Origin of the sequence: Streptomyces sp. NPDC021212 (assembly GCF_044332925.1) — a bacterium.
Taxonomy (GTDB): Bacteria; Actinomycetota; Actinomycetes; order Streptomycetales; family Streptomycetaceae; genus Streptomyces.
The window spans coordinates 112,180-133,154 of the sequence record NZ_JBIRPZ010000007.1 but is presented as its reverse complement, the minus strand read 5'-3'; the positions used below and the strand labels follow the sequence as shown (position 1 = coordinate 133,154).

Genomic DNA, 20,975 nt, shown 5'->3' with positions numbered 1-20,975 from the left:
CCTGACCACTGCCCAGGGCGCCGCTGCCCACGCGGCCGCCCTCCTTGGCGAACGTCGAGAACACCTCACCGGCCATGTCAGAAGTCCCACCCGTCGTCGTCCGCGGCGGCGCCGTCCGCGCCGTCGGCCGATGCCTGCTCGGCGAACGAGTCGCCCGCCATGCCCGCGGTCAGCGTCGTGCCGTCCGCCGGGTCGATCAGCAGGAAGGACCCGGTGCGGCGGGAGGCGGCGTACGCGTCCAGCGCCAGCGGCTCCGACGTCCGCAGGACGACCCGGCCGATGTCGTTGGCGGCCAGCTCGCCCGGCGCCGGGTGGTGGGACAGGTCGGCGAGCGTGAGCCGGTCCGGGATGTCCTTGACGATCGCCTTCACCGTCCGGGTGGTGTGCTTGAGCAGCACCCGGTCCCCGACCCGCAGCGGCCGGTCGTGCAGATGGCACACGGTCGCCTCGACGTCCTGGGTGGGAGTGGGCGCGTACGCGCTCGGGGCGAGCACATCGCCGCGCGAGATGTCGAGATCGTCGGCGAGCTCGATGGTCACCGACTGCGGGGCCCAGGCCTGGTCGGCGGGCTGGCCCAGCACGTCGATCCCGGTGATGGTGCTCGTACGGCCGGACGGCAGCACCGTCACCTCGTCGCCGACCCGCAGCACACCGGAGGCCACCTGGCCCGCGTAGCCGCGGTAGTCGGGGTGCTCGGCGCTCTGCGGACGGATCACGACCTGCACCGGGAAGCGCGCCGGGTCCTGCGACGGGTCGATGCCCACCGGCACCGTCTCCAGGTGCTCCAGCACGGTCGGCCCGCCGTACCAGCTCATGTTCGCGGACGCGGTCACCACGTTGTCCCCGGCCAGCGCCGAGATCGGGATCGCGGTGATCTCGGGGACGCCCAGCGAGGCCGCGTACGTGGTGAACTCCTCGGCTATCGCGGCGAACACCGGCTCCGCGTAGTCCACCAGGTCCATCTTGTTCACGGCGAGGACGACGTGCGGGACCCGCAGCAGGGCGGCGACCGCGGCATGGCGCCGGGTCTGCTCCACCACGCCGTTGCGCGCGTCCACCAGGACCACCGCCAGCTCCGCCGTGGAGGCGCCGGTGACCATGTTGCGGGTGTACTGCACATGGCCCGGGGTGTCGGCGAGGATGAACCGCCGCCGCGGGGTGGCGAAGTAGCGGTACGCGACATCGATGGTGATGCCCTGCTCGCGCTCCGCCCGCAGCCCGTCGGTCAGCAGCGCCAGGTCCGGCGTCTCCTGGCCACGGCTGCGCGACGCGTGCTCGACCGCCTCCAACTGGTCGGCCAGCACCGACTTGGAGTCGTGCAGCAGCCGCCCGACCAGGGTCGACTTGCCGTCGTCCACCGAACCGGCGGTCGCGAAGCGCAGCTGGGAGGAGGCCGCGGACTGCTCCACCGCGGTCACCACGGCCTGCTCCTCGGCACTGAGATTGCTCGTCATGGCTAGAAGTACCCCTCGCGCTTCCGGTCCTCCATCGCGGCCTCCGACAGCTTGTCGTCGGCGCGCGTCGCACCCCGCTCGGTCAGGCGGGACGCGGCGATCTCGTCGATGACCTGCTCGATCGTGACCGCGTCCGACTCGACGGCGCCGGTGCAGGACATGTCACCCACCGTGCGGTAGCGCACCTGGCGCCGCTCCACCGTCTCGTCGCCCTTGGGACCGCCCCACTCACCGGGGGCCAGCCACATGCCGCTGCGCCGGAACACCTCGCGCTCGTGCGCGTAGTAGATCTGCGGAAGCTCGATCTTCTCGCGCTCGATGTACTGCCACACATCCAGCTCGGTCCAGTTGGACAGCGGGAAGACGCGGACATGCTCACCGGGGGAGTGGCGGCCGTTGTAGAGCTGCCACAGCTCGGGGCGCTGGCGGCGCGGGTCCCAGCCGCCGAACTCGTCCCGCAGCGAGAACACCCGCTCCTTGGCGCGCGCCTTCTCCTCGTCCCGGCGGCCGCCACCGAACACCGCGTCGAAGCGGTTCTTGTCGATGGCGTCCAGCAGCGGCACGGTCTGCAGCGGGTTGCGGGTGCCGTCCGGGCGCTCCCGCAGCCGCCCGTCGTCGATGAACTCCTGCACGGACGCCACGTGCAGCCGCAAGGAGTGCTGGGCGACGGTGCGGTCGCGGTACTCGATGACCTCGGGGAAGTTGTGCCCGGTGTCCACGTGCAGCAGCGAGAACGGCACCGGCGCCGGCTGAAAAGCCTTCAGCGCCAGGTGCAGCATGACGATGGAGTCCTTGCCGCCGGAGAACAGGATCACCGGCCGCTCGAACTCGCCCGCCACCTCGCGGAAGATGTGCACCGCCTCGGACTCCAGTGCGTCCAGGTGCGAGAGCGCGTAGAGGTCGCCCCCGTTCGCACCGGACCCGGTCCCATTGATCGGAGCCACGGTCGTCATGCTGCGCCCCTTTCGTTCGCCCCGCCGCGGTAGCGGCTGCTCGTTACATCAGCGGCTCCGCCGCGGGCACTGCCGCCCGCGCGGCGCAGAGGTGTCGGCATCGTGATCGTCCGCAGCCCGGCGGCCGCGCGTGCGTCGCTCACAGGAGTCCCCTCTCGCTCAGAAGCGCCCTCAGTGCAGCCGCCGACTCCTGCATACCCTGCTCGTGCGCCGCGATCCGCAGATCCGGGTCGGCCGGGGCCTCGTACGGATCGTCGACCCCGGTCAGCCCCTTGATCTCGCCCGCGGCCTGCTTCGCGTACAGCCCCTTGACGTCGCGCTCGGAGCACACCTCGACCGGCGTCGCGACGTGCACCTCCAGATATGCGGTGCCCTCGGCCTGGTGGCGCTTGCGCACCGCCTCCCGGCTGTCCGCGAACGGCGCGATGACCGGCACCAGCACCTTGACCCCGTTGGAGGCCAGCAGCTCGGCGACGAAGCCGATCCGCTGCACATTGGTGTGCCGGTCCTCGCGGGAGAAGCCGAGCCCGGCGGAGAGGAACTCGCGAATCTCGTCGCCGTCCAGCACCTCCGCCCGGTGGCCCTCGCTGCGCAGCCGCTCCGCCAGCGCGTACGCGATCGTCGTCTTCCCGGCGCTCGGCAGCCCGGTCAGCCACACGGTGGCCCCGGTGTGTATCGGCGCGCTCATCTCGTTCTCCTGGTCGACAGCCATCAGCCGTGCAGTCCGCATTCCGTCTTGTTGCTCCCCGCCCAGCGGCCCGACCGTGCGTCCTCGCCCTCCAGCACCCGACGGGTGCAGGGCGCGCAGCCCACGGAGGGGTATCCGTCCATGAGGAGAGGGTTGGTCAGTACTCCCTGCTCAGCGACGTATGCGTCCACGTCGGCCTGCGTCCAGCGCGCTATCGGCGATATCTTCACCTTCTGCCGCTTCTCGTCCCAGCTGACGACCGGGGTGTTCGCCCGGGTCGGGGACTCGTCGCGGCGCAGCCCGGTGGCCCACGCGTCGTACGCCTTCAACCCTTCCTCGAGCGGCTGTACCTTCCGCAGGGCGCAGCACAGGTCGGGGTTGCGGTCGTGCAGCTTCGGCCCGTACTCGGCGTCCTGCTCGGCCACCGTCTGGCGCGGGGTGAGGGTGATGACATTGACGTCCATCACGGCCGCCACCGCGTCACGGGTGCCGATGGTCTCCGGGAAGTGATATCCGGTGTCCAGGAACACCACGTCCACGCCGGGGAACACCCGGGAGGCGAGATGCGCCACCACCGCGTCCTCCATCGAGGAGGTGACGCAGAAGCGCGGCCCGAACGTGTCGGCCGCCCAGCGCAGGATGTTGAGCGCCGAGGCGTCCTCGAGGTCGCGGCCCGCCTGCGTGGCGAGCGCTTCGAGATCGGTGTGCTGCTGAAGCTGGGTCATATCGCCGTGTCCCCTTCTCCGGCTCGGTCGCGCCGCAGGCCCTTGGCCAGCAGCCCGAGGAACGCCAGACGGAACGCCCGATTGCACGACGCGCATTCCCAGGAGCCGTGGCCCTCCTCGGAGGGCCGCAGGTCCTCGTCACCGCAGTACGGGCAGTAGAACGGCGCGGCACGCTCACTCACCGTGCCTCCCGCTCAGCCTCGGCGCGCTCCGACGCGCCGGCTTCCCTCGTCACTGCTCGCTCCTCCGACGCGCCGGCTTCCCTCGTCACTGCTCGCTCCTTCGTCGCTGCGCGGCTCCTCGGTCCAGCCGGCGCCGCGCGCCGAGGCACGCTCATTTAAGGGCATCCTCACTGGCCCGCCCCGCCCAGGTGGCGAAGCGCTCGCCGTCCTCGCGCTCCTCCTCGAAGCGGCGCAGCACGCGCTCGATGTAGTCCGGGAGTTCGTCGGCGGTGACCTTCAGGCCGCGCACCTTGCGGCCGAAGCCCGGCTCCAGGCCGAGCGCGCCGCCCAGGTGCACCTGGTAGCCCTCGACCTGCTCGCCGCCTGCGTCCATGACCAGCTGGCCCTTGAGGCCGATGTCCGCGACCTGGATACGGGCGCAGGCGTTCGGGCAGCCGTTGAGGTTGATCGTGAGCGGCTCGTCGAACTCGGGCAGCCGCCGCTCCAGCTCGTCGATGAGCCAGGAGCCGCGCGCCTTGGTCTCGACGATCGCGAGCTTGCAGAACTCGATGCCGGTGCAGGCCATCGTGCCGCGCCGGAACGGGGACGGCTTGACCTGGAGGTCCAGCGCCTCAAGACCGGAGACCAGCGACTCGACCTGGTCCTCGGCCACGTCGAGCACGATCATCTTCTGCTCGACGGTGGTGGTCAGCCGCCCGGAGCCATGGGCGTCGGCCAGGTCGGCGATCTTGGTGAGGGTCGTGCCGTCCACCCGGCCGACGCGCGGGGCGAAGCCGACGTAGAAGCGGCCGTCCTGCTGGCGGTGGACGCCCATGTGGTCGCGCCACTGCCCGACGGGCTGCTCGGGCGCCGGGCCGTCACTCAGCGGGCGCTTGAGGTACTCCTCCTCCAGCACCTGGCGGAACTTCTCCGGGCCCCAGTCGGCGACCAGGAACTTCAGCCGGGCGCGGGTGCGCAGCCGCCGGTAGCCGTAGTCGCGGAAGATCCCGACGACCCCGGCCCACACCTCCGGGACGTCCTCCAGCGGCACCCAGGCGCCGAGCCGGACGCCGATCTTGGGGTTGGTGGAAAGACCGCCGCCGACCCACAGGTCGAAGCCGGGGCCGTGCTCCGGGTGGCGCACGCCGACGAAGGCGACGTCGTTGATCTCGTGCACGACGTCGAGCGCCGGGGAGCCGGAGACCGCGGTCTTGAACTTGCGCGGCAGGTTGGAGAACTCCTTGCTGCCGATGTAGCGCCGGTGGATCTCGTCGATGGCGGGGGTGCCGTCGATGATCTCGTCCTCGGCGATCCCGGCGACCGGGGAGCCGATGATCACGCGGGGGGTGTCGCCGCACGCCTCGGTGGTCGACAGGCCGACGGCCTCCAGCCGCTTCCAGATCTCGGGCACGTCCTCGATCCGGATCCAGTGGTACTGGACGTTCTGCCGGTCGGTGATGTCGGCGGTGCCGCGCGCGAACTCCTCCGAGATCTCGCCGACGACCCGCAGCTGCTCGGTGGTGAGCCGGCCGCCGTCGATCCGGACCCGCATCATGAAGTACTCGTCGTCCAGCTCCTCCGGCTCCAGGATGGCGGTCTTGCCGCCGTCGATCCCGGGCTTTCGCTGGGTGTAGAGGCCCCACCAGCGCATCCGGCCGCGCAAGTCGGCACCGTCGATCGCGTCGAAACCACGGTGGGCGTAGATCGTCTCAATGCGTGTCCGCACATTGAGACCGTCGTCGTCCTTCTTGGTCTGCTCGTTGCCGTTGAGCGGGGTGAAGTGACCCGCGGCCCACTGGCCTTCGCCGCGATGGCGTCCGGCCTTGCGGCGGGGCGTGGCTGCTGCGCGTTCCGGTGTGGCGGGCATGGCGGTGTTGTGTCCTTCTGAGCGGCTCGGTGCGGCGGATCGATCTCGCGCGCACGCTCTGACCTGCGGAGGAACGCAGGCGGGCACGGCGCTGCGGCGGATACCGGTGCGGGCGGGTTACGACGGAAGGTGTCGAGGCGTGCGTGCTCGCCCACGTCATCGGGGGCGGCGGGAAGTGCGGTGAGGCTGTCCGGGGGCCGGTGCGGGCCCTGCTGAGTGCGTCAGCTCGGCGGACAGATCGCGCTGGACATGCGGCCGAGGTCGACGTGGCGTCGACTCACCAAGGCAATTCCAGCGCGAGACATGAGGGAAGCGTGGCACGCCCCTCTTCGGCGAGTCCACCTTTGTCCAGTATCCGGACGTCTCTGTCTCGTTCTGTGGGACGATGTGGGGTTGATCACCCTTCTGTCTCGGTCTTGACGTCGAAGACCCGGAAGCCCCGGCGGCGGTAGTTGTCGAGCGCGTACGGCCCGTCCTTGCTGCACGTGTGCACCCACACCCGCTTGGTCGGCGGCCGGCCGGGCCGGCGTTCGCCCAGGTCCCAGGCTCGCGCGGTGCCCCAGCTCAGCAGGTGCCCGCCGATGCGGCGGCCCCGGAAGGCGGGCAGCAGCCCGAAGTACGTGATCTCCACGACACCCGCGTCCTGCGGGTCCAGCTCGATGTACCCGGCCGGGGTGCCGCGCTCGTACGCGACCCACGTCTCCATCCCGGGCCGGTCCAGGAACGCCAGCCACCGCTCGTGCGACCACTCCAGCCGGTCGGTCCAGTCGTTGTCCGAGCCGACGGCCGTGTAGAGGAAGCGGCTGAACGCGGGGCTCGGCACCTCGGCGCGGACGATCCGCACCCCCGCCCCGGCCGCGGGCTCCCGCGCCGGGCTGAGGTCCGCGGCCGAGGTCTGCTCCAGGGACCAGGTGGTCACGTCGATGGCCATGGGCAAAGCCAACCATGGATTCCGCCGTGGCAGGTATGCGGCGGGTAGGACGTGCAACGCGACGCAACCTTTGCCGCCCGGCGCCCCGGGCACGACAGTGTCCGCAGCGGGCGGAGGGCGGTGCCGAGTCGGCGCGGCGTCCCCTCCGCCGACGCGTTCCCGACGCGTTCCGGCCGTGGGCACCGGTGACGTGTCGGCCACGCCGAACAGCGACGATACGGTTGGGGCGTGCAGCCAGCAGAAGACACCCCCAAACCCTCCGGGCGGCTGAACAAGGCCCGCGCCATGTACCGCAACGTTTCCAAGCGCAGGATGGCCTGGCTTCTGCTCAAGGACACCGTCAACTCGTGCATGGAGTACCGGGTCACCGGCCTCGCCGCCGAGGCCGCCTTCTTCACCCTGCTGTCGCTGCCCCCGCTGCTGCTCGGCCTGATCGGGCTGCTCGGCTACTTCGACGCGTGGACCTCCACCGACACCGTGGCCACCATCCGGCAGAACATCCTCGACGCGTCGGGCACCGTGCTCTCCGACAAGGGCGTCAAGGAGATCGCCCGGCCGCTCCTGGACGACGTCATAGAGGGCGGCCGCCCCGACGTCATCTCGCTCGGCTTCGGCATCGCGCTGTGGTCCGGCTCCCGCGCGGTGAACGTGTTCGTGGACACCATCACCATCATGTACGGGCTGGAGGGGCGGCGCGGCATCGTCCGCACCCGGCTGCTCGCCTTCAACCTCTACCTGGTGGCCCTCGTCATCGGGGCGGTGGCGCTGCCGCTGATGGTCATCGGCCCGGAGACCCTGGTGGACTTCGTGCCGTCCAGCGCCACCCTCGTACGGGTCCTGTACTGGCCCACCGTGATCCTTCTGTCCGTCGCCTTCCTCACCACGCTCTACCACGTGTCGGTGCCGGCGCGCTCCGCGTGGCGGGAGGACATCCCGGGGGCGCTCGTGGCGCTCACCATGTGGGTCCTCGGCAGCTTCCTGCTGCGGATCTACCTCATCCACACCGTGGAAGGCCCCACGATCTACGGATCATTGGCGGCGCCCGTGGCCGTCCTGCTGTGGATCGGCGTGTCCGCCTTCGCGGTGCTCGTCGGCGCGGCCGTCAACGCCGCCATCGACCGGGTGTGGCCCTCGGTGGCCACCGCCGCCGGCCGCGCCCAGCGGGCGGCCTGGACCCGGGAACAGGCCGCCCTGGAGCGCGCCAGGGAGCAGCGCACGTCCGACGACGGGTCGGCCGAGAGCGCCCCGCCGTCGGAGTTCCCCGAGCGCTGGGCCCAGTTCCTGCCCCACGCGGACATACGGTCCCGACTGCACCACCACGGCAAGCGCGACCGTGAGCCGGGCGCGGAGCACGAGCCGAAACGGCCCGAGCCGCAACACCCCGAGCCCGAGCGGCCCGAGCCGCAACACTCCGAGCCCGAGCGGCCCGAGGCGCGGCGCCCCGAGGTGCGGGCCGCGGAGGACGGCGCCACGCGGGACGGGGCACCCCCGGCGTAAAACCCGTCGCGCCCCGTCCCGGCGCTCGCCGATACTTCGGCGCATGGCTTCCTTCTCCGACTTCGACACGCGCGGATACCGCACGGTGGACGTCGCCACCGGCTACGGACAGTGGGTCGAGACGTACGAGCAGACCGTCGAGGACGTGATGGACATCGCCCTCCTCGACGAACTCACCCAACCCGCCTGGTCCTCCGTCCGCCGCGCCGCCGACCTCGGCTGCGGCACCGGCCGCACCGCCACCTGGCTGCGGAAGAACGGCGTGGCGGCCACGATCGACGGCGTCGACCTCACCCCCGAAATGCTCGCCCGAGCCCGCGCCCGCGGCGTCCACGACCGCCTGATCGAGGGCGACGTCCGCGCCACCGGCCTCGACACGGGCGCGTACGACCTGGTCATCGCCTCGCTCATCGATGAACACCTGCCCGAGCTGCGCCCGTTCTACGACGAGGCATGGCGGCTCGCCGAACCCGGCGCGGCCTGTGTGGTGGTGGCCTTCCACCCGCACTTCATCATGACCACCGGCATGCCGACCCACTTCACCAGCGGCACGGGCGAGTCGGTGGCCATCAGCACCCATGTCCATCTGCTCAGCGACCACATCACGGCGGGCCTGGGCGCGGGCTGGACACTCGCCGAGATGCGGGAGGGTGTCGTGGACGAGCGGTGGCTGGCGGTGAAGCCGAAGTGGGAGCGCTTCCGGCACCACCCGGTGTCGTGTGCGCTGGTGTGGCGGAAGGGGATCTGACGACCCCGCCCAGCCCACTGACCGTGGCTGGCATCCCGCGCCCCTCCCTGGCCGCCCGCGCCCGATGGCCCTCCAGCGCCTCCAGTTCCGCCGTCTGGTCGGTGATCTGCCGGGCGGCGGGAGCTGCCAGGGAACTTGGGCCCGCCGCTCCTCGCTGGTGGCCTCGGTCCGGAGGTGGATTCTCCCGTGCACTGTCCTCGCCTGCACGGCCCCGCCGTGCCCGCCCGTCCCGCTCAACTCGTTTTGACTGCTCCCCTCCCTGAAGGGAGGGGCTTCCTGGCTCAGGCTGCCTCCGGGAGCAGCGCTCCCGGAGGTCTTCTGCAGGTGTAGGTGCGCTCGGACAGCGGATGGGTCTCCCCTGCTCGAGCGAAGCCGAGAGCTTGGGGAAGCGTGCTTGGTTCTCGCTCCGCACGATGCGCAGTCCATGGTGGTGTGCGCGGGATGCACGAGGCGGATGTCCCGCCCGTGCTTGCGGCCCATCTCGATCAGAGCCTTCTTCGTGGCGCCGATCGCGGCGTCGGCCGCCTTGCGCGCCATCGAGGTCTTGGCCAGGAACTCCGGCTTGAAGTCCTCGACAGCGTTGGCGTCGTGGTCGGTCACGACGCGCTTGGCCCATTTGCGGCCGGTGTCCTGGCGCTGCCGGGCGGCAGCTGCCTGGAGGAGACCTTCGTGCCCACCTTCGAAACGCCTGCGCACCGGCCTGTTCCGCCCGGCCTGCGCATCAAGGGCCTGCGCGTCGCCCCGGGGTCTACGAGCTGACCTAGGCACCGGACGGACGCGCGACGTGGTCGTACGGCCGGGAAAACATTCGGGGCGCCCAACACAGGGGGGCGCCGGGTCGGCACGCACGCGATCCTCACCGGCCCCTGATACCGGTGGTTGGTCGAATGAGCCGGCACAATCACGGGCCCGGTCCTCCGGGAAGGAGGACCGGGCCCGGAGGCCGTGGGAACAGCGGCTCAGCCACCGGTTAGGCCAGCCACCACCAGAGACCCGTCCCAAGAATGAACCAGGGCATGTCCGGTCGGCGGGGAGGAACACCGGACAGGCCCTGGCAGATTCGGGCGCGAATGGGCCGAGGTGAGGTCGGCCGTGGTGTGCGTCGTCAGTTGCGGTGCAGTAGGACCGTGGTGTCCGGTGGCAGCAGCCCATCCTCGCTGAGTGGTCCTGAGGCGAGGAGGGGGTCGCAGGCGTCGGGGAGCGGGATCGGCTGCTCGGAGAGGTTGGCTTGGCACAGCAGGCCGTTTCCGCGTTCGAAGAGGAGCGTGCCGTCCGGGCTGTCGAGCCAGCGGAACTCCTCGCCCCGCAGGCCCGGCTCGGTGCAGCGCAGGCGCAGGGCTGAGCGGTAGAGCTGGAGCATGGAGGCGGAGTCGGCCTGGTTGGCTTCGGCTGTGTAGGACTTCCAGTCATCGGGCTGGGGGAGCCAGGGGGCGGCGCTGGAGGCGCTGAAGCCGAAGGGTGGGGTGTCGCCGGTCCAGGGGAGGGGGACGCGGCAGCCGTCGCGGCCTCGGATGGTGTGGTCGGAGCGTTTCCAGGTGGGGTCCTGGAGGAGTTCTTCCGGGAGGTCTTCTACCTCGTAGAGGCCGAGTTCTTCGCCCTGGTAGATGTACGCGCCGCCGGGCAGTGCCAGCATGAGCAGGGTCGCTGCGCGGGCGCGGCGGGTGCCGAGGGCGCGGTCGGAGGGGTGGCCCTCGTCGCGCATCGGGGCGGTGACGCCGGTGTAGGGGCGGCCGTAGCGGGTGACGTGGCGGGTTTCGTCATGGTTGGAAAGGACCCACGTGGCGGGGGCGCCGACGGCGGCCAGATAGGTAATGCTGCGGTCGATGACCTCCCGCAACCGATGTGCCTCCAACGGGCACTTGAGGAAGTCGAAGTTGAAGGCGGTGTGCAGTTCGTCGTCGCGCAAGTAGTCGGCCAGGCGGCCGGGGCGGACGTGGGCCTCGGCGACGAAGACTCGGGGGTCGGGGTAGCTGTCGGCGATGGCGCGCCAGCTGCGGAAGATGGCGTGGATGTCTTCGCGGTCCCAGTGCGGGTGGTCTTCTTGGCCTTCCAGGGCCAGGACGGAGAATTCCGAAAGACCCAGGTCGGGCAGCGCGGGGTCCTTGACCATGCCGTGGGCGACGTCGATGCGGAAGCCGTCCACGGCGAGGTCGAACCAGAAGCGGAGGATCGCTTCGAACTCGGCGCGGACCTCCGGGTTGTCCCAGTTCAGGTCCGGTTGTTCGGGGGCGAACAGGTGCAGGTACCACTGGCCGTCGTCGGTGCGGGTCCAGGTGGCGCCGCCGAAGGCGGCGTGCCAGTCGTTCGGCGGCAGGGAGCCGTCCTCGCCCCTGCCGTCGCGGAAGATGTAGCGGCTCCGTTCCGGGGATCCGGGGCCTGCGGCCAGCGCCTGCTGGAACCAGGCGTGTTGGTCGGAGGTGTGGTTGGGAACGATGTCGAGGATCACGCGCAGGCCGAGCTCGTGGGCCTCGGTGATCAGCTGGCGGGCTTCGTCGAGGGTGCCGTAAGCAGGGTGTATGTCGCGGTAGTCGGCGACGTCGTAGCCGCCGTCGGCCAGCGGGGAGGGGTACCAGGGGTTGATCCAGATCGCGTCGACACCGAGATCGGCCAGGTAGGGCAGGCGGGAGCGGAGGCCGGCGATGTCGCCGATTCCGTCGCCGTTGCCGTCGGCGAAGCTGCGTATGTAGACCTGGTAGATCACGGCGGAGCGCCACCAGGCGTCACGTGAGTTGCTCACGGTGCTCGGTTCCTGACTGTGCGATGGGACATGTCGGTGTGACGTGTCGAGGTGACATGTGGGGATGGAGATACGCCGCGATCGGCGGCGTGGCACGTGGTCTCAGCCCTTGACCGAGCCCTGGAGCAGCGCCTTGGCGAAGTGGCGTTGCAGGAACAGGAACACGATGATCGTGGGGGCCATGATCAGCAGGGCGCCGGCGTTCAGGAGCACCTGGTCGGTGCTGTATTTCGTGGTGAATGCCTGCAGGGCGCCGGCCATGGTGCGCTTGTTGGGGTCGTCGATGAGCACCAGGGCGAGCAGGAACTGGTTCCAGGTGGACAGGAACATCAACAGCGCCAGGGAAGCGATCGCGGGTCGGGCCAGCGGGAGATGGACGTGGCGCAGGGCCCGCCAGGGACCGGCGCCGTCGACGCTGGCGGCTTCGGAGAGTTCGCGGGGCACGTTGACGAAGTGTGCCCGCATCCAGAAGACCGCGAACGGCATGTTCATCCCGATCAGCGGAAGGATCAGCGCCCACTGGGTGCCGAGCAGGCCCATGGACCTGACCTGTTCGTACAGCGGAACGATCACGATCTCGTACGGCAGGGTGAGTGTGAGGACGAGAACGGTGTAGAAGATGCGGCCGAGCGGGATGTCCAGCACGGCGATCGCGTAGGCGGCCATCGTGGAGATGACGATCGCGACCGGGACCACACCGAGCACGATTACGGTGCTGGATTTCAGCAGGGTCGTGACGTTGGCGACGTTCCAGGCGTCGACGAAGTTGTGCCAGTGCGGGTCGCTCGGCCAGCTCAGTCCGCTGGGGAGGGAGCCCTGGGGTGCCAGGGCCGCGCTGACCATGCTCAGCAGCGGCACCAGCGAGTACAGCGCGGCTGCCGCGATCAGCACCAGACCGGGAGCGCGTCGGCGAAGTGTCCGTGTGGGCATGACGCTCTACTTCTCCCGGAACAGCCGCTGGAGCGGGGCGATGACGGCGATCACGATCAAGGTGAGGACCACGGCGAGCGCGGAGGCCGCGCCGAGACGGTTGTCGTTGAACGCCAGGTTGTAGACGGCGACGCCGGGGACCATCGTCTGGGTGCCGGGGCCGCCCTGGGTGGCGAGGTAGACCACGTCGAAGCTGGCCAGCGCGGCAATGATCGTGATGGTGACGCAGACGCCGATCTCGTTGCGCAGTCCGGGCAGAGTGACGGCCCAGAACTGCCGGAGGGGCCCTGCCCCGTCGATACGGGCGGCCTCGTACAGGCTGCCGTCAATTTTTCCGATACCGGCCAGCAGGAGCATCGTGCACAGTCCGGTGGACAGCCAGGTTCCGATGAAGCCGACCGCAGTCAGTGCCCAGGTGAAGTCGCCCAACCAGGGGCGGGCGAGGCTGTCAAGACCGATGGCGCGGAGCAGTTGGTTGACCACGCCGTTGTCCGAGTACATCCACATCCAGGCCACGCCGGCGGCGGCCCCGGGGATGATCTGGGGCAGGAACAGCAGGGTGCGGGCCAGTGCGCCGGTGAAGCGGCCCTGGAGCTGCCGCAGAACCGAGGCGGTGATCAGGGCCAGGACCACCGGCAGGACGGTGAAGAACAGGATCAGGTAGAAGGCGTGGAGCAGCGAGTTGAGCTGCTCGGAGTCAGTGAAGACTTCGCTGTAGTTCTTCAGGCCCACCCAAGTGGAGGCGCCGACGCCGTCCCAGTCGTAGAAGGAGTACTGGATCGACAGCAGCACGGGGCGGGCGTTGAAGACGGCGTAGAAGGCGAGTGCGGGCAGGGCGAACAGCCAGCCGGCCCACCGCCGGGCTCGGAGCCTGCGGCGGTGGCGGCTCCGGGAGGCGGAAGCACCCTGCTTCCGGCTGAGGCCGGGCGACTTGGTCAATTCCATGGTGTCACTTGCTCTTGAGGGCGTCGGCGTATGTGGTCTGCAGGGTCTTGACCATCGCGTTCGGGGTGACCTTGCCGGAGACGAGCAGTTGGAGCTGCTGGGTGAGCTTGGTGTTGACCTCGGGTGCGGAGTTCTGCAGCCAGCTGTCGAAGCCGTTGTCGGCGGCGATCGCCGCGTAACCGGTCTGGATCTGCTTGGTCAGCGTGTCGGACAACGACGGCTGGGCCTTGCTGTCGGCGCCGGGTGTCAGCGCGGCGTAGCCGTTTTCGACCGCGATCTTCGCGGCTTCGGGGGTGGTGAGGAAGTCAAGGAACAGCGCTGCGGCGTCCTTCTTCTTGGAGCGTGCGGCAATTGAGAAGGCGAGGGTGTTGTTGGTCATCCCGGCGTACTTGCCGCCCTTCATCGCGGGCGGCATCGGGAACACCCCGTACTTGCCCTTGAAGTTCTTGTCCAGGGTCTGCGTGATCCAGCTGCCCTGGAAGAAGAACAGCCCCTTGCCTCCGGTGAACTTGCCGTACGACGCTTCCTGGTTGAGGGAGTTGACGTCGGAGGCGAAGTACCCCGCCTTGATCCATGTGTGCAAGGTCTTGGTGGCCTGCACCGCCGCCGGGGTCTCCAGGGTCGCGCCCGGCTTGCGGTACACGATGTCGCTGAGCTTTTGGGCACTCATGTAGTCGCCGAGCAGCAGGTTGTAGAGGTGGCCGATCAGTCCGTCCTGGTTGGAGGCCACGATCGGGGTGATCCCGGACTTCTTCGCCTTGGCCATGACCGCTTCGAGCTCGCCGATGCTTTGGGGCGGGGTCGTCATGCCGACCTTGTCAGCCAGCTTCTTGTTGTAGAAGACACCGGTCAGCGGCCCGGCCGAACCGCCTGCCTGATACAGCGGACCCGAACCGACCACGCCGTTCGACACCCGCCCCGGCGTCAGTGCCGACGCCGGAACCTTGTCGCTCCAACCGTAGGCCTTGTCGTAGGCATCGAGATTGGTCAGCAGGCCGTCCTTGACGCCGCCGCGGAGGTCGTAGGGCTGGACGATGTCGGGCGCAGAGTCGGAGGCGAGCACCCTCGGCAGCACGGTATTGAAGTTGTTGTCCGACTCCACCCGCAGTTTCACCTTGATCTTCGGGTACTTGCGTTGGAAAGCGTCGGCCAGGTCCTGCTCGTACGCCTCGAGCCCAGCCGCGGAGAACAGGGTCAGCGTCGAAGGCGTGTTGGCGACCGCGGTGTTCACGGCAGTCGGAGTGACATCGGCCGACGAACCGGAGCCCGCCCCAGGAGCGCTACAGGCCGCCAGCGTGACGAGCGCCGACCCGGCAGCGACGGCCACCAGCGAGGCGCGCCTGCGCTTGCCGACGGCATCGGTGGCTGATCTGGCCGGGGAGGTTGTGGAGTACGCAAGCATGATGCCTCCTCGCATCCGTGCGGCTGCCGCTCACGGTCGGCAGACGGAGTCTCGGCGTGCTTCCCAGAGGGGCCGCAGGGAGCTGGCGGACTCGTTTCGGAAGCGTTTCCGTTGCCCGAAAGACTGAGCACCCACGCCCGGACTGTCAAGTAACGGAACCGCAACAGCGCATTTACGTGCCGGAATGATGAAGCTTCGTGGAGGTCGGCTGTCGGTCGCGATGGAACCTCGGAAATCTTTCCAAGTGATCTATGGAAGCGTTTCCGATCGTGGGTTAACCTTCCGACATGCCGCAGAGCTCCCGGAAGATCAACATGGCGAACGTGGCCCGCAAGGCCGGCGTCTCGATGGCCACCGCCTCGCGCGCACTCAATAACGAGAATGGTGTTGCCGAAGCCACCCGCCGACGGGTCCTCGCCGTCGCCGAGGAGCTCTCCTACGTGGTCTCCCCCGAGGCATCCCGCCTGGCGGGTGGTGCCACGGGCCGGGTCGCGGTGGTCGTGCCGCACATCTCCCGCTGGTTCTTCGCCACCCTCCTCGAAGGGCTGGAGTCGGTCCTGCGCGGCGCCGAGCTCGACGTACTGCTCTATCACGTCGACGGCATCGAGGACCGGCACGACTTCTTTCACCGCCTGCCCGCCCGGCGAAAAGTCGACGCCGTCGTCGTCCTCGCCTTCCCCGTCGGAGAAGAGGAACAGCGAAGGCTCGAACTCATGGGCGTCACCATCATCGCCGCAGGCGGCCAGCACGCGCCCTACCCCAACGTGTCCATCGACGACGAGACCGCCGGCCGACAGGCCATGGACCATCTGATCTTCCTGGGCCACCGCCGCATCGCCATGATCGCCGCCGTCGACCCCGACCAGCCCGACGAGGTACAACCGTCCGGCCGCTCCAACGCGTACTACGCCGCTCTGCGCGAGGCCGGCATCCCCACCGACGAACGCCTTGTCGTCACCGTCGACTGGGGCGGCACCGCAGGAGCCGACGCCATGGCCGAGCTGCTCAGCCAGCCCGAGCCGCCCACCGCCGTCTACGCCCACTCCGACGAAGTCGCCCTCGGCGCCCTCCGCACCCTGCGCCGCGCCGGCCTGCGCATCCCCGAGAACATCTCCGTCATCGGCATCGACGACCACCCCGTCGCCGAGCTGACCGACCTGACGACCGTGCGGCAACCGGTGCGGGAACAGGGAGAGCTGGCCGGGCGGATGCTCCTGAAGATCCTTCGCGGCGAAGAGGCCGACCACGGCGTCGTCGTACCGACCCAGCTCGTCATCCGCGGCAGCACAGCGCCGCCCCGCTCGTAGTCACGATCGCCGGACTGCCCCGACAAGGCAACAATCAGTCGGCTGACCAACTGTCGTGGCACCCCATTCCCGGCCACCCCGGACGCGCTCCCCGCCGCAGATCCGACGCTGGCGATCAGAGCTGGTGCGTGTACGCCGGGCGGTGGCGAGGATCTCCTTGCCGAAGTCAGTGAGTCGCATCCGGTGCCCGCACTGTGCGCGCACGAGGAGCAGCGAGCACGCCGTTGCCGCCGTCTTCGACCGGACGAAGACTGTTGCGGCGCCGGTCGTCCTTTTGTTGCGGCAGGCTGAGGACATCATCCTCCCCGTCACGGACCTGGCTGCCGATGCTGATCCGTTCGTCGGACTTCTTCGCCCTGGACGAGGTCGGGGGCGTCCTGCCGGCCGTATTGGAGGAACGGACGAGTGAGTGCGTCCCCAGTGCGATCTGGGGCGTCGCCAACACCATCATCCGGTTCGCCGGGAACGTCTTCCGGCAGGAGGGCGAGGACATCGTCGATGCCCTGAAGACGATGCGCCTACCCCGGCGAGGGCAAGGTACGTCGGCTGCCGCCAGGGACGAAAACGGCCGGCCGGTGCCGTTCGGGTCAGGGCAGGCCGGGGCCGTCGAGGGACTTCAGGTGGGCCGAGAGGTCGTCGACCATGCGGCCGAGCAGGCGGCCGAGGTCCTGGCGGTCCTCGGCGGGCCAGTGGGCGAGGGCACCGGTGAACCAGCCCAGGACCGTGCGCATATAGCGGTCGGCGGTCGACTCGCCCTCCGGGGTGAGGTCGATCAGCCGGGCGCGCTGGTCGTCGGGGTCGGCGATGCGGTGGACCAGGCCGCGCTGTTCGAGGCCCTGGACCTGGCGGGTGGCGTGGGGGCCAGCGACCTGCATGCGGTCGGCGATCTCGCCGATGCGCAGCGGCTTGCCGGCCGTCTTGAGGACGCCGAGCACCGTCATCGCCGGTCGCTCCAGCGAGATTCCGGCGGCCGCGGCGGCCTGCTCGTACATGCGGCCGCGGTTCAGCACGTTGCTGAGCTGGGTCAGCCGGGGGAGCAGCTCCGCGAGCAGGTCGTCGTCATGCATGGGGGCTCAGCCTATGCGTACGGCGCCCGCGAAAAACCGGTGGAGCCGTGGCCGGGGGTGGGGATACGGTGTCGTCGTTCGCGTCGAGAGCGAGGAAAACGGGAGGTGAGGACGTTGATGACGGTCATGGTTCCGGGCTGGGTCGCCCGTGTTCAGGAGTGCATCAATCCCATCCCCGTGGTCTCCGGCTGACGTTTCCTCAAGTTTCCGTATCGCGCCGGGGACCGCCCTTCGAAGGGTTTTCCCCTTGAGCTTGAGCAATGCTTTTTCCGACGCCGCCCTCGTTCCCTACGGCTGGGACGACCGCTGGGCGGCCGAGTTCGGTCCGTACGCGCGGCAGGGGCTGGTCCCCGGGCGCGTGGTGCGGGTGGACCGTGGCCGGTGCGACGTGGTGACGCCCGAGGGCACCGTCCGCGCGGACACGGAGTTCGTCGTTCCGCGTGACCCGATGAAGGTCGTGTGCACCGGCGACTGGGCCGCCGTCGACGCCGCGGGCGAGCCGCGCTACGTACGGACGCTCCTGCCGCGGCGCACGGAGGTGGCGCGGTCGACCTCCTCCAAGCGCTCCGACGGCCAGGTGCTGGCCGCGAACGTCGACCACGCCGTGATCGCCGTGTCGCTCGCCGCCGAGCTGGACCTCGGGCGGGTCGAGCGGTTCGTCGCGCTCGCCTGGGAGAGCGGGGCGCAGCCGGTGGTGGTCCTCACCAAGGCGGACCTGGTGGACGACCCGGCGGCGCTCGCGCATCTCGTCGCCGACGTCGAGACCTCCGCCCCCGGGGTGCGGGTGCTGGCGGTGAGCGCCACGACCGGGCAGGGGGTGGAGGTGCTGGGCGCGGTGCTCGCGGCCGGGACCTCCGTCCTCCTGGGCCAGTCGGGCGCGGGCAAGTCGACGCTGGCCAACGCCCTGGTGGGCGCGGACGTCCAGGACGTCCGCGCGATCCGGGACAGCGACGGCAAGGGGCGGCACACCACGACCACCCGCAACCTGCTGCCGCTCCCCTCGGGCGGTGCGCTCATCGACACCCCCGGGCTGCGTGGCGTCGGGCTGTGGGACGCGGAGGGCGGGGTGTCGCAGGCGTTCGCCGAGATCGAGGCGTACGCCGGGGACTGCCGCTTCCACGACTGCGCGCACGAGACCGAGCCGGGGTGCGCGGTGCTCGCCGCGGTCGAGGACGGCTCGCTGCCGCCCCGGCGGCTGGACAGCTACCGCAAGCTGCTGCGCGAGAACGCCTACCTCGCGGCCCGCACCGATGCCCGGCTGCGGTCCGAGATGCGGCGGGAGTGGAAGCAGCGGCAGGCGCTCGGCCGGCACATGGTCGAGCGCAAGCGCGGGCCGCGGCGCGAGTTGTAGCGCCGCGCGGTGGGGTGGATGCGCCCGCCGGGCGGCCGGGCCGGACCGGCGCGGCCGCCCGGCGGGCCCTGCCCGCGGAGGGCGTGCGCGGGCGCGGGGCGGGGCCCGCCCCGTTGCCCCCGCCGCTTGGCCGCCGGCGCGCCCGTCGCCGGGCCGGTGGGTGGCGACGTGGTTCGTCCCGTGGCTTCGCTGCTGGGAGGCCGCCGCGGTTCGCCGCTGGACCGTTGCCGGGGCGGTGTGCGGCGTGCGGTGCGCGCGGGCACCTGCCGGGCGTGGTGCCTCGGGCGGTCGTGGCAGCCGTGCCGCGTGCGATGGCGCTGCCCCGTGCCGGGGCCCGTCGCCGCCGGGTCGGTGTGCGGTTGTCGGCGGGCGTCTGCGGGGCGCGGCGGTGCCGTACCGGCGGCCCCGGCGCGGTCGGCGGCAGCGTCCCGGCCGCGCGGTGGGCGCGCGTACGGGCCGCGGGGCGTGGGACCGGCCGGGTGTCCGGTTCGGGTGGCCGCCTGCGGGGACTCGACGCGAGGATGGGGGAAGCGTCATCCCACGGTCGGGCACAGCGTCGGCATTCGGCAGAGAGCGGGTCGCGATGAATTCCGGTACGGAGGAGTACGACGTCGTCGTCCTGGGCGCGGGCCCGGTCGGGGAGAACCTGGCCGACCGGGCCCGCGCGGCCGGGCTCTCCACGGCGATCGTGGAGAGCGAACTGGTCGGCGGCGAGTGCGCGTACTGGGCCTGCATCCCCAGCAAGGCGCTGCTGCGCCCGGTCATCGCGCGCGTCGAGGCGCGTCGTACGCCCGGGGCGCGGCAGGCGGCCGATGCGCCGCTGGACGCGGCCGCCGTCTTCGCCCACCGGGACGCGTTCGTGTCGAACTGGAAGGACGACGGCCAAATCGGCTGGCTCGACTCGGCGGGCATCGACCTGGTCCGCGGCCATGGGCGGCTCGTCGAGCCGTCCCGTATCGCGGTGACGCAGCCGGACGGGGAGGAGCGTTTCCTGGCCGCCCGGCACGCCGTGGCCGTCTGCACCGGAAGCCGGGCCGCGCTGCCGGATCTGCCCGGCCTCGCGGAGGCCCGCCCGTGGACCAGCCGGGAGGCGACCAGTTCGTCCACGGTGCCGCGGCGGCTGGCCGTGGTGGGCGGCGGGGTGGTCGCCGTCGAGATGGCCACCGCGTGGAGCGCCCTCGGCGCCGAGGTGACCATGCTGATCCGCGGCTCGGGGCTGCTGGAACGCATGGAGGCGTTCGCGGGCGAGCTGGTGGCGGAGTCGCTCGCCGAGGCGGGGGTGAAGATCCGTACGGGGACATCAGTGACGGCCGTACGGCGCGACGGCGGCGACGACGGCACGGGCGGGCCGGTGACGCTCACGCTGGACGGCGGGGAGTCCGTCGAGGCCGACGAGGTGCTGTTCGCCACCGGCCGCGCCCCGCGCACCGACGACCTCGGCCTGGAGACGGTCGGGCTCACGCCCGGCGGCTGGCTGGACGTGGACGACACCTGCCGGGTGCGGAACGTGCCGGGCGGCTGGCTGTACGCCGCGGGCGATGTCAACCATCGCGCGCTCCTCACCCACCAGGGCAAATATCAGGCGCGGATCGCGGGCGCGGCCATCGGCGCCCGCGCCCAGGGCGTACCGCTGCTGGAGACGGACCGCTGGGGCGCCCACGCGGCGACCGCGGACCACGGCGCGGTGCCGCAGGTCGTCTTCACCGACCCGGAGGTGGGCGCGGTCGGGCTGACCGCCGAACAGGCCGGGGCCGAGGGCCGCAGCATCCGGGTCGTCGACTACGACCTCGGCCAAATCTCCGGCGCCGCCCTGTACGCGGACGGCTACCGAGGACGCGCCCGCATGGTCGTCGACCTGGATCGGGGCCATCTGGTCGGCGTGACGTTCGTGGGGCCCGGGGTGGGGGAGCTGCTGCACTCGGCGACCGTGGCGGTGGCCGGTGAGGTGCCGATCGAGCGTTTGTGGCATGCGGTGCCGTCGTTCCCCACGGTGAGCGAGGTGTGGCTGCGGCTGCTGGAGGCGTACCGGGGGTAGGCCGGTCGGCCGGGGCACGGCCCCGTGGCCGAGCCGCTGCCCGGGCTGGCGATGCGCCCTCGGCACAGGCGGGGACCTCGTACGGCGGACGGCCGCCGATCGCGGCGTCAGGGTTGCACCGCCCAGCGGTAGCTGGGGAGCTTGCGGTTGCGAGGTGGAGGGCCGTCCTCGTGGGGT

General features: G+C 70.7%; 18 protein-coding genes. 6 read left to right on the top strand and 12 right to left on the bottom strand.

Annotated features, from left to right (window positions below; translation table 11 throughout):
• Positions 1 to 77: 77 nt before the first annotated feature.
• The 7 genes from ACH4SI_RS20110 to ACH4SI_RS20080 all read right to left on the bottom strand — a co-directional run bounded on the left by ACH4SI_RS20110 (position 78) and on the right by ACH4SI_RS20080 (position 6,779).
• Positions 78 to 1,454 (bottom strand): sulfate adenylyltransferase subunit 1, encoded by a 1,377-nt coding sequence (locus tag ACH4SI_RS20110; protein WP_398297370.1) that lies wholly within the window; start codon positions 1,452 to 1,454, stop codon positions 78 to 80.
• A 2-nt stretch (positions 1,455 to 1,456) separates the two neighbouring features.
• Complete coding sequence (gene cysD / locus ACH4SI_RS20105; protein ID WP_398297368.1) at positions 1,457 to 2,407, bottom strand: sulfate adenylyltransferase subunit CysD; 951 nt, start codon at positions 2,405 to 2,407, stop codon at positions 1,457 to 1,459.
• A gap of 139 nt (positions 2,408 to 2,546) precedes the next feature.
• Positions 2,547 to 3,119 carry an adenylyl-sulfate kinase gene (cysC, locus tag ACH4SI_RS20100; protein ID WP_398297366.1) on the bottom strand — a complete coding sequence of 191 codons (573 nt, stop codon included), beginning with the start codon at positions 3,117 to 3,119 and terminating at the stop codon, positions 2,547 to 2,549.
• Positions 3,119 to 3,820 (bottom strand): phosphoadenylyl-sulfate reductase, encoded by a 702-nt coding sequence (locus ACH4SI_RS20095; RefSeq protein ID WP_398297364.1) that lies wholly within the window; start codon positions 3,818 to 3,820, stop codon positions 3,119 to 3,121. Before ACH4SI_RS20095 ends, cysC begins: the two co-directional genes overlap by 1 nt.
• On the bottom strand, positions 3,817 to 4,002 hold the full coding sequence (locus ACH4SI_RS20090) for a hypothetical protein (RefSeq protein WP_385445037.1): 186 nt from the start codon (positions 4,000 to 4,002) through the stop codon (positions 3,817 to 3,819). Before ACH4SI_RS20090 ends, ACH4SI_RS20095 begins: the two co-directional genes overlap by 4 nt.
• Positions 4,003 to 4,153: 151 nt before the next feature.
• Positions 4,154 to 5,848, bottom strand: coding sequence for a nitrite/sulfite reductase (locus ACH4SI_RS20085; RefSeq protein ID WP_398297361.1), 1,695 nt, complete (start codon positions 5,846 to 5,848; stop codon positions 4,154 to 4,156).
• Positions 5,849 to 6,245: 397 nt separating this feature from the next.
• Positions 6,246 to 6,779 (bottom strand): GNAT family N-acetyltransferase, encoded by a 534-nt coding sequence (locus ACH4SI_RS20080; protein WP_398297359.1) that lies wholly within the window; start codon positions 6,777 to 6,779, stop codon positions 6,246 to 6,248.
• Positions 6,780 to 7,007: 228 nt separating this feature from the next.
• On the opposite strand from ACH4SI_RS20080, the gene ACH4SI_RS20075 reads away from it, so the two are divergent.
• The 3 genes from ACH4SI_RS20075 (at position 7,008) to ACH4SI_RS20065 (ending at position 9,783) form a co-directional block, all read left to right on the top strand.
• Positions 7,008 to 8,276 (top strand): YhjD/YihY/BrkB family envelope integrity protein, encoded by a 1,269-nt coding sequence (locus ACH4SI_RS20075; protein ID WP_398297357.1) that lies wholly within the window; start codon positions 7,008 to 7,010, stop codon positions 8,274 to 8,276.
• Positions 8,277 to 8,319: 43 nt separating this feature from the next.
• The gene (locus ACH4SI_RS20070; protein WP_398297355.1) at positions 8,320 to 9,024 is read left to right on the top strand and encodes a class I SAM-dependent DNA methyltransferase; all 705 of its coding nucleotides are present in this window, start codon (positions 8,320 to 8,322) and stop codon (positions 9,022 to 9,024) included.
• Between the two features lie 441 nt (positions 9,025 to 9,465).
• Positions 9,466 to 9,783 (top strand): hypothetical protein, encoded by a 318-nt coding sequence (locus ACH4SI_RS20065; protein WP_398297353.1) that lies wholly within the window; start codon positions 9,466 to 9,468, stop codon positions 9,781 to 9,783.
• 346 nt (positions 9,784 to 10,129) lie between these two features.
• Here ACH4SI_RS20065 and ACH4SI_RS20060 read toward each other — a convergent pair whose 3' ends face one another.
• From ACH4SI_RS20060 to ACH4SI_RS20045, 4 genes are all read right to left on the bottom strand, one after another.
• A complete protein-coding gene (locus tag ACH4SI_RS20060) occupies positions 10,130 to 11,761 on the bottom strand; it encodes a glycoside hydrolase family 13 protein (protein ID WP_398297351.1) in 1,632 nt (543 codons plus the stop codon).
• A gap of 102 nt (positions 11,762 to 11,863) precedes the next feature.
• The gene (locus ACH4SI_RS20055; protein WP_398297349.1) at positions 11,864 to 12,691 is read right to left on the bottom strand and encodes a carbohydrate ABC transporter permease; all 828 of its coding nucleotides are present in this window, start codon (positions 12,689 to 12,691) and stop codon (positions 11,864 to 11,866) included.
• Positions 12,692 to 12,697: 6 nt separating this feature from the next.
• Positions 12,698 to 13,636 (bottom strand): carbohydrate ABC transporter permease, encoded by a 939-nt coding sequence (locus tag ACH4SI_RS20050; protein ID WP_398297347.1) that lies wholly within the window; start codon positions 13,634 to 13,636, stop codon positions 12,698 to 12,700.
• Between the two features lie 4 nt (positions 13,637 to 13,640).
• Positions 13,641 to 15,038 (bottom strand): extracellular solute-binding protein, encoded by a 1,398-nt coding sequence (locus ACH4SI_RS20045; RefSeq protein ID WP_398297345.1) that lies wholly within the window; start codon positions 15,036 to 15,038, stop codon positions 13,641 to 13,643.
• 287 nt (positions 15,039 to 15,325) lie between these two features.
• On the opposite strand from ACH4SI_RS20045, the gene ACH4SI_RS20040 reads away from it, so the two are divergent.
• Positions 15,326 to 16,345, top strand: a complete 1,020-nt coding sequence (locus tag ACH4SI_RS20040) for a LacI family DNA-binding transcriptional regulator (protein ID WP_398297343.1) — start codon at positions 15,326 to 15,328, stop codon at positions 16,343 to 16,345.
• Between the two features lie 587 nt (positions 16,346 to 16,932).
• Here the strand turns inward: ACH4SI_RS20040 and ACH4SI_RS20035 are convergent.
• Positions 16,933 to 17,412 carry a MarR family winged helix-turn-helix transcriptional regulator gene (locus tag ACH4SI_RS20035; RefSeq protein ID WP_398297341.1) on the bottom strand — a complete coding sequence of 160 codons (480 nt, stop codon included), beginning with the start codon at positions 17,410 to 17,412 and terminating at the stop codon, positions 16,933 to 16,935.
• Positions 17,413 to 17,665: 253 nt separating this feature from the next.
• On the opposite strand from ACH4SI_RS20035, the gene rsgA reads away from it, so the two are divergent.
• Entirely contained in the window at positions 17,666 to 18,763 is a 1,098-nt protein-coding gene (rsgA, locus tag ACH4SI_RS20030) for a ribosome small subunit-dependent GTPase A (protein WP_398297339.1), read from the top strand.
• A 583-nt stretch (positions 18,764 to 19,346) separates the two neighbouring features.
• Positions 19,347 to 20,798, top strand: a complete 1,452-nt coding sequence (locus tag ACH4SI_RS20025; RefSeq protein ID WP_398297337.1) for a dihydrolipoyl dehydrogenase family protein — start codon at positions 19,347 to 19,349, stop codon at positions 20,796 to 20,798.
• Positions 20,799 to 20,975 lie beyond the last annotated feature (177 nt).